The organism is Bacillus sp. z50 (genome assembly GCF_058313585.1).
The window spans coordinates 64250-79505 of the sequence record NZ_JBZFQL010000003.1 but is presented as its reverse complement, the minus strand read 5'-3'; the positions used below and the strand labels follow the sequence as shown (position 1 = coordinate 79505).

The 15256-nt window shown below is 37.0% G+C and carries 12 protein-coding genes and 1 riboswitch; of the genes, 8 read left to right on the top strand and 4 right to left on the bottom strand.

The annotated features are described in order from the left end of the window. Positions 1 to 94 precede the first annotated feature (94 nt). The 4 genes from AC4G3N_RS09775 to AC4G3N_RS09760 are packed head-to-tail and all read right to left on the bottom strand — an operon-like array spanning position 95 to position 3934. The gene (locus tag AC4G3N_RS09775) at positions 95 to 1303 is read right to left on the bottom strand and encodes a M20 family metallopeptidase (RefSeq protein WP_491090108.1); all 1209 of its coding nucleotides are present in this window, start codon (positions 1301 to 1303) and stop codon (positions 95 to 97) included. A gap of 56 nt (positions 1304 to 1359) precedes the next feature. Beyond that, complete coding sequence (locus AC4G3N_RS09770) at positions 1360 to 2229, bottom strand: MetQ/NlpA family ABC transporter substrate-binding protein (RefSeq protein ID WP_491090107.1); 870 nt, start codon at positions 2227 to 2229, stop codon at positions 1360 to 1362. A 17-nt stretch (positions 2230 to 2246) separates the two neighbouring features. Continuing rightward, complete coding sequence (locus AC4G3N_RS09765) at positions 2247 to 2897, bottom strand: methionine ABC transporter permease (RefSeq protein WP_066109774.1); 651 nt, start codon at positions 2895 to 2897, stop codon at positions 2247 to 2249. A 17-nt stretch (positions 2898 to 2914) separates the two neighbouring features. After that, complete coding sequence (locus AC4G3N_RS09760; protein WP_066109575.1) at positions 2915 to 3934, bottom strand: methionine ABC transporter ATP-binding protein; 1020 nt, start codon at positions 3932 to 3934, stop codon at positions 2915 to 2917. A gap of 122 nt (positions 3935 to 4056) precedes the next feature. Further along, positions 4057 to 4168, bottom strand: a riboswitch (SAM riboswitch). A 229-nt stretch (positions 4169 to 4397) separates the two neighbouring features. Here AC4G3N_RS09760 and AC4G3N_RS09755 point away from each other — a divergent pair. The 8 genes from AC4G3N_RS09755 (at position 4398) to AC4G3N_RS09720 (ending at position 14778) form a co-directional block, all read left to right on the top strand. Continuing rightward, entirely contained in the window at positions 4398 to 6080 is a 1683-nt protein-coding gene (locus AC4G3N_RS09755; RefSeq protein ID WP_066109578.1) for a YrzE family protein, read from the top strand. A 679-nt stretch (positions 6081 to 6759) separates the two neighbouring features. Beyond that, positions 6760 to 8205, top strand: a complete 1446-nt coding sequence (locus AC4G3N_RS09750; RefSeq protein WP_066109582.1) for an amino acid ABC transporter substrate-binding protein/permease — start codon at positions 6760 to 6762, stop codon at positions 8203 to 8205. Then, complete coding sequence (locus tag AC4G3N_RS09745) at positions 8192 to 8920, top strand: amino acid ABC transporter ATP-binding protein (RefSeq protein WP_066109585.1); 729 nt, start codon at positions 8192 to 8194, stop codon at positions 8918 to 8920. The genes AC4G3N_RS09750 and AC4G3N_RS09745 overlap by 14 nt, the downstream gene beginning before the upstream one ends. Positions 8921 to 9269: 349 nt before the next feature. Beyond that, positions 9270 to 10094 (top strand): undecaprenyl-diphosphate phosphatase, encoded by an 825-nt coding sequence (locus AC4G3N_RS09740; RefSeq protein WP_066109587.1) that lies wholly within the window; start codon positions 9270 to 9272, stop codon positions 10092 to 10094. 190 nt (positions 10095 to 10284) lie between these two features. After that, a complete protein-coding gene (locus AC4G3N_RS09735) occupies positions 10285 to 10977 on the top strand; it encodes a response regulator transcription factor (protein WP_066109590.1) in 693 nt (230 codons plus the stop codon). Then, positions 10974 to 11981, top strand: coding sequence for a sensor histidine kinase (locus tag AC4G3N_RS09730; RefSeq protein WP_066109593.1), 1008 nt, complete (start codon positions 10974 to 10976; stop codon positions 11979 to 11981). Before AC4G3N_RS09735 ends, AC4G3N_RS09730 begins: the two co-directional genes overlap by 4 nt. 102 nt (positions 11982 to 12083) lie before the next feature. After that, positions 12084 to 12845, top strand: coding sequence for an ABC transporter ATP-binding protein (locus tag AC4G3N_RS09725; protein ID WP_491090105.1), 762 nt, complete (start codon positions 12084 to 12086; stop codon positions 12843 to 12845). Further along, the gene (locus AC4G3N_RS09720; RefSeq protein WP_491090104.1) at positions 12835 to 14778 is read left to right on the top strand and encodes an ABC transporter permease; all 1944 of its coding nucleotides are present in this window, start codon (positions 12835 to 12837) and stop codon (positions 14776 to 14778) included. The genes AC4G3N_RS09725 and AC4G3N_RS09720 overlap by 11 nt, the downstream gene beginning before the upstream one ends. Positions 14779 to 15256: the final 478 nt, after the last annotated feature.

Here is a 15256-nt window from a genome sequence, read left to right as displayed (position 1 = left end):
GGTATCTAATTTCTTTATGAATTAAAAATATTAAAAGAAGAACAGGGCAGTGGATACTCAATTTATATTGCCGCGAGTCGATTTTTAGGCTTGTTTAAATATCACTTGTTTTAGCTTTAAGGAATTCATCTTTAATCTTTTGCAGTAACGACTGATCTGTCAGAAGGCGATAACCTGTATTAGCCAAGGCTTTTGCACCAATAATGACAGCTTGGTCTCCAAGCTCAGATATAGCACATTCTCTAAACTCTTCTGTGTGGGCTATTAAATCATTCGGACCAATTTTGATATAAGGATGCGCTGTCGGAACAACATGGCTTACATTTCCTGCATCTGTTGAACCGGATGCATTCCGCGTATCCTGTACAACCTCCTCACCTAGAGCTGCCAGTTCTTCTCGAATTACCTCATCAAGAGCCGTGTTCAGAACGAAATCATGAACTTCATTTTGAAATCTTTCTATTTTCACATCAGCTCCGGTTGCCAATGCCGCACCTTTAGCAATCTGAATAATCCTTTCCGATATTTCCTCACAACTTTTCCAAGTTGCCGCTCTAATATAGAATCTTGCAGAGGCATAATCAGGAATGATATTAGGCGCATCTCCTCCATTTGGAATAATGCCATGAACCCTTATATCTGTCGGCAGCTGCTGTCTCAATGCGCCAATCCCATTAAATAATTGGATGACCGCATCAAGTGCATTAATCCCTTCCTCTGGTGCTGCCGCAGCATGCGCCGGTTTCCCATAAAAATGAAAGTCAAGGGGATTAACAGCCAAGAAAGGCTGAGTTGTTCTCGTTTGACCGGAAGGATGAATGATAATAGCTGCATCCACACCGTCAAACAATTGATGCTTTACATAACTACCCTTCGCACTTCCATTTTGTCCCCCTTCTTCTGCCGGGGTACCGTAAACAAGTACCGTTCCCCCTATTTCCTCCAGTACTAAACCAAGCGAAATTCCAGCCGCTACGCTGGTGATGCCAATGATATTATGGCCGCACGCATGGCCAAGGCCAGGAAGCGCATCATACTCGGCAAGAAAAGCTATCGTAGGCCCCGGCTTTGAGGATGACTTCCTCGCTATAAATCCAGTTTCATGACCGGCAATATCATTTGTTACCTCAAAGCCAGCATCGATTAATACCTTGGTCAGTGTTGCAGATGCAAAAAATTCCTCATTCCCTATTTCGGGATTTGCATGAATTTGGTGGCTTATATTTATATATTTGTTCTTCTGCTGATCAATATATCCATTGATAATATCTTTATGAAAAATGCGACCTCCGTTTTTAATCATTGCTCTGCCTCCAATCTCTCTAATAGTCTTATACCTATGTTAGTATCCGAAGTAATTCATTGATCGACTGCCGGGCTGGTCCAGGCATCCTGATAATTAACCAATTCTTCTATTGAAACAAAAGCTGGAATGGTATTCCCTTTAAATGTTTTAAGGATAAAGTCCTCCACTTCCTCGGAATGATAGATGTCTACCAGTTTTTTTAGCTCAGCGCGGTCTTTATCCCCTTTTTTTATAGCGATAATATTAATGTATGGTTTGGCCGTTGCACTTTCATGGAACAAGGCATCTTTTAATGTCAATCCTGCTTCAACTGCAAAGTTATTGTTAATAATAGATGCATCTACATCCTCAAGAAAACGCGGTGTATTCCCGGCAGCTACCAGTTCGAGGTTAATATTTTTTGGATTTGATTTAATTTTTTCCAAAGAGCCTATTCCATCAAAATTATCTGTTAGTGTAATGAAGCCAGCCTCCTGCAAAAGAAGTAGCGCTCGGCCAAGATTTGTACCTTCATTAGGGACAGCAATTTTAGCCCCATCAGGCAATTCCTTTAAATCCTTATGCTTATTTGAGTAGATTCCCATTGGTGCAATAACAGTAGAGCTTAGTGGCTCAAGATCTAATTTTCTTTCTTCCACTTGTTCTTCAAAGTAAGAAATGGTCTGGAATGCGTTAGCATCCACTTCGCCATCATTTAGAGCTGTATTCGGCAAAATATAATCACTGAACTTTACAAGCTCTATATTGAGCCCCTTCTCCTTAGCGAGTTCAGCAATATAATCCCATATTCTTGTGTCTCCGCTGCTTACTCCAACCTTAATGGTAGAGCTGCCCTCTTTTGCACTGCCTTTCGAATCGCTTCCACATGCTGCTGTTACGACAGTACATGCAATTATTAAAATAGTAAGAAAAAGTTTTTTCATTTTTTCCATCTCCTTCTTTATCGTCTTCTTATTTTTCTAGCCAGCGTATTACCTATGGATTGTAAAAGCTGTACAATGATTACCAGTGCCGCAACGGTTACAATCATGGTGTTAGTGTCAAACCTCTGATAACCATAGGTGAGGGCAAGATCTCCAACTCCTCCAGCTCCTACTGCCCCTGCCATTGCTGAGGCTCCAACCAGCCCAATAGTTGCTGTTGTAAAGGTTAAAACAAGAGAGCTAAGTCCCTCTGGTATTAAAAACCGAAAAATGATCTGCCATTCAGTCGCGCCCATTGACTGAGCTGCTTCAATAATTCCCTTATCAACTTCCAATAATGAATTTTCAACCAATCTGGCAATATAAGGACCTGCATAAAATACAAGCGGTACAATGGCGGCATTCGTTCCAATCGCCGATCCAACAACCAATCGTGTAAATGGAATCAAAGCCACCAATAAAATAATGAAGGGAACCGAGCGTAAAATATTAATGATTGGGTTCAATATATTAAACACCCACTTATTCTCCAGAATGTGACCCTTTCTCGTTATGACGAGTAAAATCCCTAAAGGCAATCCAATCACGGCCGCGAATAGTAAGGAGAAGAAAACCATATAGAGTGTGTCACTGAATCCAATCAGTAACTGTTCAAGTGTAATTTCCATTCCTAAAAACTGTTCATTCATGATAGCTTAACCTCCTGCAAGAGCACATCCTCACTCTCTATGTATTGGATCGCCTTCTTTATTTCTTCTGTTTCACCGATGACCTCAACGATTAAATTCCCAAAAGGGGTTTCCTGTATTTCAGAAATATTGGCAGAAAGAACACTTAAATGGACATCAAAACTTTTCGCCACTGTTGAAAGTAGATGCTTGCCAGACGAAGATCCCAAAAAATTAAGTTTCCAAACTGCTGGTTTATTCTCCTTTAAGGATTTCAAAAAGCTCTGCGGAATCTCGTCGTGAATGACTGTTCTAACAAACCGCTTGGCAACCTCAGTGGTTGGCTTGGAAAAAATATCAAGAACAGGCCCCTGCTCAACAACCCTCCCATTTTCCATGACAGCGACCTTATTGCATATCTCTTTAATCACCGACATTTCATGTGTAATAAGCAAAATTGTTATATTGTATTCTCGGTTTATTTTTTTCAATAGCTCTAAAACATCCCTGGTCGTCTGCGGATCCAATGCCGATGTAGCTTCGTCACATAGCAGGATAGATGGATTCGTGGCCAGAGCTCTCGCAATTCCAACCCTCTGCTTCTGTCCCCCTGACAATTCATCCGGGTAACTTCGACCCTTAGCTGATAACCCCACGAACTCCAGTAATTCTCGAACTCTATTTTGAATCGTTTCTTTACGAACGCCGGATAGTATCAATGGAATCGCTACATTATCAAATACCGTCTTAGATTGAAGTAAATTGAAATGTTGAAAGATCATCCCGATTTTCTTTTTCTCTGCCCTTAATTCCTTTGCTTTGAGACTGGCAAACGATTTACCATTCACAAGGACCTCCCCCTCAGTAGGCCGTTCAAGCATATTAACTAAACGCAAAAGTGTACTTTTCCCGGCCCCGCTGTATCCTACCACTCCAAAAATATCCCCTTTTTCAACCGTTAAATGAACGCCTCTCAGAGCATCTACGCTTTGACCATTTGCTTGATATGACTTTTTTATGTTTCGAAACTCAATCATGTTCTCTCCTCCAGGCCTAAAAAATTCGAAATGCAAAAAGCCCCTTCTGTCATTAGACAGAAGAGGCTTTGTATGAACATATACATAAAAAGACAAGTAGAAATATGTTCGCTTAAAGCTTCCTCTTATCTCTCAAACAGATGTTTGTTGGAATTAGCACAGTATTTTTACCATAGTAAAAATCCGCTGCCGAAGTATCATAGGGCCAAATCCCTCCACTTCTCTCGATAAGAATCGCTTGCTATTCAATTAAATTTGATGTTTCCAACTATATCCTATCTTGTTTAGCAATGTCAATAATAATTTATAATATTTAAAATATTTTTGATTTATAATAAAGAATATCCTAAATCAAGTTACAGCAACTAAAATTCATGAATATTTCCAATTCATGAATCATTTTGGTCAGTTATTCGTATAGGATATTAAGGTAAATTATAGAAAAAATAAGGAGGGGTACTTTGTGGGAAATATCTTCATCTATTCCATTATCATTGGGATTATATCGGCACTTATTCTTGTGCCATTCAAAAATAATGAAAAATTACGTATCCATATGAAGGGGAAAACAAAACTGCTTGTTTTTGTCAGCTTAGCTGCATTAATCACGATTGGAGCATTTTTATTTTATTACTTCACCCTATTGGATCAAACTATCTCTTCTCTTTGGATTTTTGTCATCATACTAACCTTGCTGGGTTCAATGCTTGCTACGGGTATGGAGAGAACCATTAAGGGTATTTTATTTGCAGGTAGTTTGCTTGTCGGTCTCTATTTTTTAACGGCATTTCTGTTCAATGCCGATGAAAAGTATACTATAGCTAAAATGGACATCAAAGAAGAAATTCAAACATTTGATGAAAATAAAAAGCCGGCCAGCGTGCCTCCTCAATACGCGCGCAATAAAATGAAAAAAGCATTTGGCCAGGTACCAAATACGAGCTACTACGAATTAGGGAATTTACAAATCCAAAAAGTAGATGGTGAGTATGTTTATATTGCTCCAGTCGAATTTTCAGGATTCTTCAAATGGCTGAAAGGGAAAGAAACTCCTGGTTACTTTATATTGAGTGCTACAGATTCATCAGCCAACCCAAAATTTGTTGATGCAGAAATGATCTACACTCCTTCTGCATTCTTCAATAAAGAAACAGAGCGCCGTATTCGTCTACAGTATCCATCCTACATATTCTATGGGGATTCACAGCTTGAAGTAGATGATAATGGCACGCCATTTTATATTCGCTCTTATGGTGATTTTGTCTCTGCCAGAAATGGCTTTAAGGTAAAAGGTGTTGTGGTGATGGATGCCAAAACTGGGAAGTCCAACTCTTATTCCCTTTCTGAAGCGCCCGAATTTATTGATGGTGCCGTTGCACCAGAAGTCGTCAGTACACAAAACAGCTACTTCGGAAATTATATTCATGGCTATTGGAACAGCCTATTTGGAAAATCAGATGTTAAACTGCCTTCTGATGAGGGTACCGAAGCGAATGTAAGTCCGATCTTTGATGAAAATGGAGATATGTATTATTTCACTGATTTCACGAGTCCTAAAGAAGGCGTCGATTCTATGCTCGGCTATGCGCTCACAAATTCCAGGACAGGTAAAGCTGTCTATTATACAGGTAATATGGAGGAATCCTACATGGATTCACAGGGTGCCCTGCAAATTATCGAGAAGAAGTTTATAGAAAAGAAATGGGAAGGAGAAATGCCCATCATCTATAATTTTTACGGTGAAGCCAGTTGGTTAACAGGAGTCCTGGATTCAAATGGATTCCTACAAAATTATTTCATTGTATCTGCTGCCAATCCTGAAATAACAGCATATGGGTCAACGCCAAATGAAGCCTTAAAGCTATACAAAACAGCACTTCAAAAAGGCGGCGGAACGGTTAACGGCACCTCCACAAGTGTTGAGAAGAAAATCGATGGGAAAGTTATCAGAGTCTATAAAGAAAAATCAGGTGAATATACCGTCGTTTCGTTCCTTCTGGATAATGGACAAAGCTACAATATGTCCTCTGAAAAGGATCCTTTGATCATATATCTGCAGGAAAACGATGAGGTATCTGTAACGTACCTGGATACCGGGGAAAACTTTTTACCTGTTAACGGTATTACAATTAAGAATTTACAATAATATATACTGAAGAAAATAGATCATCCTCACTCGAGGATTGATCTATTTTTTAACAACTGGACTAATTTTATTACCCATATTTAAATTATTGTTAAATATATAGTTAGAATCGTGTTGAATAGGGTAAATAAAATTAGTCATAAATACTCATAATAGGTAGTGTTTACATTATTAAGAGGAGGGCTTTGGAGTTAAATTCTATAGATCAATACCCATACTGGATGTAGTTCCAAAAGAATTAGAGCACAAATGGAAATATACTTTAGAATTCATTCTTCAGAACTAAAATTTGCTTAAGATACACTTACATGGTTAAAGCATTCTCAGCTGTTTTCCATACATAATCAGTATTAATATGTGAGTTAGATTATTTTCACATAACATTTAGGAAGTACTTTCCATTTACAAATCTCTATATATTTTATTAGATTAAATACGTATAATACTGCTCTTTTTTTATTTCTCCACCCTTTATTACATCTTTTTCTTCACAACAAATAAATGGAAATCTTATAGTAATCTAATATTATTTGGTAAGTATTGATTGCCAAAAAACCGTATCTTTATATATACTCATAGAGATACATACATTCTGTTATAAGATTAAAACATCCCTTTTAACCCGCCCCAATTGGATATAGAGGGTTTTTAAACGTTACTTATATGAAGGAGGTTCACAATGAAGAAATTTTCAAAATTCACATTCCTAATAGCAATGGCTATTGTCATGATTGCTTCATTTATATTCCCGGCTTTAAACACGAAAGCAGAAGGAAAAAAATATGAGATTGCAACAGATATTACATTTGCCCCATTTGAATTCCAGGAAACGAATGGCGAATTTGTAGGTATAGATATCGATTTACTCAATGCTATAGCTGAAAATCAAGGGTTTGAAGTAGAAATTAAGCCGCTTGGATTTAATGCAGCCGTACAAGCACTAGAGTCCAATCAAGTAGACGGCGTTATTGCCGGAATGAGTATAACAGATGAAAGACAACTGAAATTTGATTTCTCCGATCCCTATTTTGAATCTGGTGTCGTAATGGCGGTTGCCGAGGGAAATGAAGAGATTAAATCCTATGAAGATTTAAAAGGAAAAAAGGTAGCCATTAAAACAGGTACAGAAGGTGCCAGCTTTGCAGAAAGCATAAAAGATAAATATGGCTTTAAAACGGTAACCTTTGATGATTCCGCCAATATGTATGACGATGTTAAAACAGGTAACTCTGCAGCTGTTTTTGATGATTACCCAGTTCTGGCATATGGGATTACGCAAGGCAACGGATTAGAAATCGTTACTGAAAAAGAAAAAGGCGGCTCCTATGGATTTGCTGTCGCTAAAGGGCAAAATGCGGAATTGATTGAGCAGTTCAATACAGGTCTAGCCAATCTAAAAGAATCCGGTGAATATCAGGATATTATGGATAAGTACTTGAAGGCAGAAAAAAGCACCGATACTAATAACGGTTTCTTCGGCTTATTAGAATCAAGTATGCCAAGTCTGTTAAAAGGTCTTCAAATGACCCTGATATTGACTGTCGTATCTCTTGTTATAGCATGTATCCTAGGTATTATATTTGGTCTGATGCGTGTGTCCCATCTCAAAATCTTAAGGGCAATCGGCGTCATTTACGTAGATATCTTTAGAGGAACTCCACTGATTGTTCAAGCTTTCTTTATCTATTTCGGTATTCCAGCAGCACTTGACTTCCGTATATCTGCAGTTGCTGCCGGTATCATAACATTAAGCTTAAATGCTGGTGCATATATGGCTGAAATTGTACGCGGTGGTATCGAATCCGTTGATAAGGGACAAATGGAAGCTGCCCGGAGCCTTGGTCTTCCATATAAAAAGGCAATGGCAAAGGTTATCCTTCCACAGGCAATCCGTCTGATGATTCCATCTATCATTAACCAATTTATCATTACATTAAAAGATACCTCTATCCTATCCATCATTGGTATTAATGAATTGACTCAAAGCGGAAAAATCATTATTGCCAGAAACCTTGAGTCCTTCCAAATGTGGCTGATTGTAGGGTTTATATACTTTATCATTATTATGATTTTAACTAAGGTATCAAACCGTATGGAAAGGAAGATCCAAAATGGGAAAGCTTAAAGTAAAAGGATTAAAAAAATCATACGGGAAGCTGGAAGTACTAAAGGATATCAGTCTTGAGGTTAAAGAAGGCGAAGTTGTCTGCTTAATCGGCCCTTCTGGATCCGGTAAAAGTACACTTCTGCGCTGCCTCAATTTACTTGAAGAAGTAAATGAAGGTGACGTAACAGTTGATGATAAACATTTAACTGATAAAAACACAGACATTAATAAAGTTAGGGAAAATATCGGAATGGTATTCCAGCATTTCAATCTCTTCCCGCATATGACAGTACTAGATAATATTACTTTGGCTCCTGTTGAGCTGAATAAAGCTACAAAAGAAGAAGCAAAAAAAATCGGCTTAAAGCTATTGGCTCGTGTGGGTCTTGAAGATAAGGCCAATGCCATGCCAGCTCAACTGTCCGGCGGACAAAAACAACGTGTGGCGATTGCACGAGCTCTTGCCATGAACCCTGACATTATGTTGTTTGATGAGCCTACGAGTGCACTTGATCCCGAAATGGTCGGTGAGGTTCTGAATGTTATTAAACAGCTTGCACAAGAGGGTATGACCATGGTAATTGTGACTCATGAAATGGGCTTTGCCCGTGAAGTAGCTGATCAGGTCATCTTTATGGATGGCGGTTATGTTGTGGAAAGAGGAACACCTGAAGAAATCTTCTCCAATCCGCAAAATGAACGAACTAAGGATTTTCTTGATAAAGTTTTATAAGGATAAGTTAGGGCACAGTGCTTAAGCACTGTGCCCTTTAGTATTTCTATTTTGATAACCTCCTTCTTGCTGATGTAATGACTATCCATATATGCAGTTACTAAAAGGCCTGATATATATGAATCCTGCCTTTACTCTGATATAAACTTCTATTTCCTGGTTACATGCAACCCTTCATGCAAACACTCCAATATTTTCATAAAAACCTTTATTACGCGCAAAATAAGCTTTAGTATTAATCCAGTTCCCTTACTTTCTGAATTTTCCAGTTTCGAACCGTTCTCTCCAAATGATATTATTATTTTAGTATAATAAATAAAAGTAAAAGCTATAAAATAGGAGTGTTAAAATGGATTCAATTAGCTTTATTGAAATAATACAATTTGTTTTTTTAGGATTACTGCAAGGTCTTACTGAACCTATCCCTGTATCTTCAAGTGGCCACTTGGTCATCTTTCAGCATTTTTTCGGACTTAACATTCCGGGATTAAGCTTTGAGTTGTTTGTAAACTTTGCGTCCCTACTGGCCGTTATCTTTATTTATCGAGCAGATTTAATGAAGTTGATTAAAAATGGATTTTCCTATTTAACAGGTTCTGATAAATCTACCGCCACGAAAAAGGATTTTTATTTTATTCTTTACTTAATTGTTGCTACAATTCCAGCTGCATTTATCGGTCTTTTCTTTGAGGATCAAATCGCATCTATTTTTAAGGGTGTACGTGTCATTGGCTTTGCGCTGATTATCACAGGTATTGCTTTATGGCTTATCCGTAATTTAGAGGGCAGGAAAGCTGAGGGAGAACTAACATTTAAGGATGCCATTATTGTGGGATTATCACAGGCTGTTGCTTTAATACCTGGAATCAGCCGTTCCGGTGCAACGATCGTATCCTCTATGGCTATGGGAATGAACCGTGAAACTGCGTTGAAATTCTCGTTTTTTCTATATATCCCAATCAGTCTTGGCGGCATGGTATTTTCAGTATCCGATATGGTGAACGATCCTGATTTAGGAAGACTGCTGATTCCGTATGCATTGGCATTTATAGCTTCCCTCATCGCCTCCTATTTTTCACTGCGTTGGTTTATGGATATTATGAAAAAAGGGAAATTAGGTTATTTTTCTATTTACTGTTTTATCGTAGGAATCCTCGTTATTATCTTCGGTTAACTTATAAAAAGGAGAACAAGCATTGGTGCTTGTTCTCCTTTTTATATTTGCGAGTCGTTTTTATAGTACACTATATTTATATATACTATACATTTTGAGCTTTACATGACAAAACAACTAATACCCTAAAATAGTTCGAGCTACTTTACCACTATTCGTAATCCTAATAAATAAAGAACGGGTGATGGTTATGTTTAAAATTTTATTAATTGAAGATGACACCAGCCTTTTTAAAGAAATTAAAGAGAGGTTAACCCAATGGTCTTATGAAGTATATGGCGTTCAAGATTTCGGAGAGGTACTTAATGAATTTACGGATATTCAGCCTGACTTAGTCCTTATTGATATTCAGTTGCCTAAATTTGACGGTTTCCATTGGTGCCGGCTGATACGGACGCACTCCAATGTACCCATTTTATTTTTATCATCGAGAGACCACCCTACTGACATGGTGATGTCTATGCAACTTGGTGCTGATGATTTTATACAGAAGCCCTTTAACTTTGATGTTTTAGTTGCAAAGATTCAAGCCATTTTACGAAGAGTTTATAATTATAATGCTGATCAAACACAGCTGAAAATCTGGTGCGGAGCGACCATTAATTACGAAAAAAATACGGTTGAAAATGAACTTGGATCAATAGAGCTTTCAAGGAATGAAATTTACATTTTAAAGCAGTTAATCGATCATAAGAATAAGATTATCAGCAGAGATACTTTAATTCGCAGTTTATGGGATGATGAGCGGTTTGTCAGCGATAATACATTAACGGTCAATGTGAATCGGTTGCGAAAAAGGCTGGATGAACTTGGACTCGGACATTTTATAGAAACAAAAGTAGGTCAAGGTTACATGGCAAAAGAGACGGCTGATTCTTTATGATAAAGAGCTATTTAATTGAAAGACGAAGCTGGATTATCTTATTCCTATCAATTCATCTATTTATACTCTTTGTGGCTTATATTGACCAGTCTATCCCTTTTCAATCAATTGCTTATATCGTCTTTTTATCTGTAATTTTATTTACCATCTTCATTATCATACGCTATAAAACTGAAACGCAATTTTATAGAAGTTTAGATAAACGGGAAACTGATTTAGACATCTCCACTTTGCCGGATGCAAGGAGCCCTATTGAACGAATTGTTCTAAATAGTATCCTGAATCAAACAGAGCAGCTGAAACATGCAACTGCACATAGCCAAACCTTAATTGAACAAGAAAAAGATGACTTACTCTCCTGGATTCACGAGGTTAAAACTCCGCTAACAGCCATGAATTTAATCATTGATCGCCTTGAGGATGAACGAACAAAATCTGAGCTAACCTATGAATGGATGAGAATTCAACATCTTCTTGATTCTCAACTTTTCCAAAAGCGACTTCAATTTATTGAAAACGACCTTTTAATAGAGAATTTAGATTTACGTAAAATTGTCTATAAAGAAATAAGAGAATTGCAGAGTTGGTGTATCCAGAAAAGAATCGGCTTTGACCTCCAGCTGGATATTACCGAGGTTGTAAGTGATGCCAAGTGGTTGAGCTTTATTATTAGACAGTTATTAACGAATGCAGTCAAATATAGTCATGACTCAGATATTATTATTTCAAGCCGCCCCCTGCCAAATGAACATATCATTTTAACCATACAGGATTTTGGCCGCGGCATTGATCAGAGGGATTTGCCGCGTATCTTTGATAAAGGCTACACTTCTGCTGTGGAACATACCGATAATGCTGCGACAGGTATGGGCTTATATCTAGCTAAAAAAGCAGCAAATCCTCTTATGATTGATATTGGAGTAGATTCAAAACTAGACGAAGGCACCCGATTTACGCTTACCTTTCCAAAGAAGAATGATTTTGTTGAGGTCATTAGCATGTGACAGGAATGTCACATGCTTTTCTATTTTGTTCGGAGAATAGAAGGATTTGAATAGAACGTCCTCTATATAATGAAGGTATCAATTAAAGGGAGACGATTCCATATGAATATATTAGAGGCACATAAAATCCATAAATCATTTGGTAGCAAATTTAATCAGCAAGAGGTTCTAAAAGGCATTGATATTACTATTAAAACAGGAGAATTTGTTGGAATAATGGGCGCCTCCGGTTCAGGAAAAACGACTTTACTTAATGTATTATCTTCGATTGATAAAGTCAGCACAGGGACCATCATGATTAATAATACAGAGATGACAGCAATGAAGGAAAAGAAATTAGCTGAATTCCGCAAGCATCATCTTGGCTTCATCTTTCAGGAGTACAATCTATTAGATACCTTAACCGTTAAGGAAAATATTCTTTTACCATTATCTATTAGCGGCTTATCCAAAAAAGAAGCTATAAAGAAGTTTGATGAGGTAGCTAAGGATCTTAGCATCCTGGACCTGAAGGATAAATACCCAAATGAACTCTCAGGCGGTCAAAAGCAGCGAACATCTGCAGCAAGAGCGTTTATCCATGAACCAAGTATTATTTTTGCCGATGAACCTACAGGTGCCCTTGATTCTAAATCAGCATCCGATCTGTTAAATAAACTAAGTGAATTAAACCAAAAGAGGAATGCAACGATTGTATTGGTTACACATGACCCTATAGCAGCCAGTTATTGCAATCGCGTTATTTTTATTAAGGATGGACAAATCTATACACAGCTAATTAAGGGCCAAGAAGATCGTGAATCCTTTTTCAGAGGAATTATTAAAACACAAGGAATCTTGGGTGGTGTTATGGATGAGCGTTAAAACACTCATATGGAGAAACCTCAAAAAAAATATAAACAACTATTATCTCTATGTATTTGCTTTAGTTTTCAGCGTTGCCCTTTACTTTTCATTTGTTACTCTGCAGTATGACCCCGCAATGGATGCTGCTAAAGGTTCGATAAAAGGAGGGGCTGCACTTCAAGTAGGATCTATTTTGCTCATTAGCATCGTACTTGTATTCCTGCTCTTTGCCAATAGTATTTTTATTAAAAGGCGGGGCAAAGAAATTGGTCTATTCCAGTTAATCGGTATGACGAAATCGAAAATATTCCGTATTTTAAATATGGAGAATGCGATTCTCTACTTTGGTTCATTGGTGGTAGGTATTTTTATTGGATTCTCCATTTCAAAGCTTATTATGCTTATACTAATTAAATTAACTGGTGTCGAGGATATAGCTGCTCTACGTTTTTCAGGAGAAGCGCTAATCCAAACTATTATTGTGTTCAGTGTGATCTATCTACTAATCATGTTATCAAATTATCTCTTCATTAAAAGACAAACTATATTATCATTATTTAGAGTAACTTCTTCCACTGAAGTAAAAGTCAAAAAAATATCTAAATTTGAAATCACAATTGGTATACTTGGTCTTTTTTTAATAGGATCTGGATACTATATTTCAACTAAACTTTTCGGTGAAGATTTATCTACTGGCGATGAGTTAATAGCAGCAATGTTATATATTCTTGGGGCTGTGATAGTTGGGACCTATTTGTTTTATAAAGGCTCTGTGACCTTTATTTTAAATAGTATTCGTAAAAAGAAAGATGGTTATTTAAATGTGTATGAGGTTCTCTCTCTCTCATCTATCATGTTTCGCTTGAAATCGAATGCTATGTTATTAACAATCATCACAACTGTTTCAGCACTTGCAATCGGTTTACTCTCCTTAAGCTATATTTCCTTCTATTCAGTAGAGAAAACAGCGAAGAATGATGTTCCAGCTAACTTCTCCTTTATGAATGAAAAAGATGCTGATCATTTTACAAGTGTCCTTCGTGAAAATGGCATTGCTTTTAAGGAGAAGAAAGTTGACGTTATTCAATCGAGAGTTAATATTGAGCAAATTATAGAAACCAGCCTTAATGTACTTGATCTTCGACTGAATTCTATGCCAATGCCTGTTATCAGTGAAAAGGCAATTGACGATGTTGAGTTATCTACCCATGAGGCTTATTTCACCGGGTATAGCGACATGCTGAAAAATACGTTGGATTTTAAAGACACAGGTAACATCCAAATAACAGGTAACAACATAACGATTGACCAAAAATATACAGGCCTAAATAGGGATTATGTGATTTCCTGGAACTTTACCATCAGCGGTATACCTGCTGTAGTTGTGGATGAATCTACTTTTCAAAGATTAAAGGATGATATAGATCCAGCTATCCAGGATGCTGACTCACTCTATATTGGGATTGATATCACAGATAATGAACAGCTTCCAGAAGCAAATAGTCTATTCAACCAATTAGCTACTCAGGATGATACACATGAATCTCGTATTAACATGATCCAAGATAACAAAAAAAGAATGGGATTAACGATGTTTATTGTCGGATTTCTCGGTTTAACATTCCTTATTACATCGGGCTGCATTCTTTACTTTAAACAAATGGGTGAAAGTGAGGACGAAAAGTTAAACTTCTCTATCTTAAGAAAACTTGGATTTACCCAACAGGATCTTTTGAAGGGTGTTAAGCTAAAACAATTATTTAATTTTGGAATACCACTCATATTAGGTCTTTGTCATAGCTATTTTGCAGTTAAGTCAGGTTGGTTCCTATTTGGAATAGAGATTTGGACACCGATGTTACTAGTAATGGTGTTGTATACAGTATTCTATTCTATATTTGGAGTATTATCTGTTTCATATTATAAGAAAATCATAAAAGAATCGTTATAAAATTATTTATGGAGCTCTTGCTTTAAATAGCGGGAGCCTTCTTTTCATTTTGAAGAAAATAATTCGAGGAAAATTCTATAAATAGCGTGTTTTAATGATGGGAATTTAAATTTATGGTGCATACTCTAATTGCCTTTGTCTATTCATTTTAGATAAAGGCATTTAATGAAGTATACACCATTCCTAAAGTAGCAACTTTAGAGACAAATGTTATCACAATTGCTTTCATATTAGATCCTCCCTTGTTTCAATATTAGCCCAATATCGCATATGATTAATTACATTAAACAAATAATACAAGAGCCATTGTTACAAATTTAAGTCCAAATACAATTCCTAATCCTTTCATTCTGCCTTTCCTCCTATCTTTTTTTCTTTACGTTTGCATTCCTACAAAGAGCAAATATTACTACATACAATGTTCATTACATAAATAACATTAACGCCATTGTTACAGCTTTAAATCCAAATACAATCG

Excerpts from the sequence above, each read along its gene's own strand:
- AC4G3N_RS09775 (WP_491090108.1), bottom strand. The coding sequence starts at position 1,303 with ATGATTAAAAACGGAGGTCGCATTTTTCATAAAGATATTATCAATGGA.
- AC4G3N_RS09770 (WP_491090107.1), bottom strand. The coding sequence starts at position 2,229 with ATGAAAAAACTTTTTCTTACTATTTTAATAATTGCATGTACTGTCGTA.
- AC4G3N_RS09765 (WP_066109774.1), bottom strand. The coding sequence starts at position 2,897 with ATGGAAATTACACTTGAACAGTTACTGATTGGATTCAGTGACACACTC.
- AC4G3N_RS09760 (WP_066109575.1), bottom strand. The coding sequence starts at position 3,934 with ATGATTGAGTTTCGAAACATAAAAAAGTCATATCAAGCAAATGGTCAA.
- AC4G3N_RS09750 (WP_066109582.1), top strand. The coding sequence starts at position 6,760 with ATGAAGAAATTTTCAAAATTCACATTCCTAATAGCAATGGCTATTGTC.
- AC4G3N_RS09745 (WP_066109585.1), top strand. The coding sequence starts at position 8,192 with ATGGGAAAGCTTAAAGTAAAAGGATTAAAAAAATCATACGGGAAGCTG.
- AC4G3N_RS09740 (WP_066109587.1), top strand. The coding sequence starts at position 9,270 with ATGGATTCAATTAGCTTTATTGAAATAATACAATTTGTTTTTTTAGGA.
- AC4G3N_RS09735 (WP_066109590.1), top strand. The coding sequence starts at position 10,285 with ATGTTTAAAATTTTATTAATTGAAGATGACACCAGCCTTTTTAAAGAA.
- AC4G3N_RS09730 (WP_066109593.1), top strand. The coding sequence starts at position 10,974 with ATGATAAAGAGCTATTTAATTGAAAGACGAAGCTGGATTATCTTATTC.
- AC4G3N_RS09725 (WP_491090105.1), top strand. The coding sequence starts at position 12,084 with ATGAATATATTAGAGGCACATAAAATCCATAAATCATTTGGTAGCAAA.
- AC4G3N_RS09720 (WP_491090104.1), top strand. The coding sequence starts at position 12,835 with ATGAGCGTTAAAACACTCATATGGAGAAACCTCAAAAAAAATATAAAC.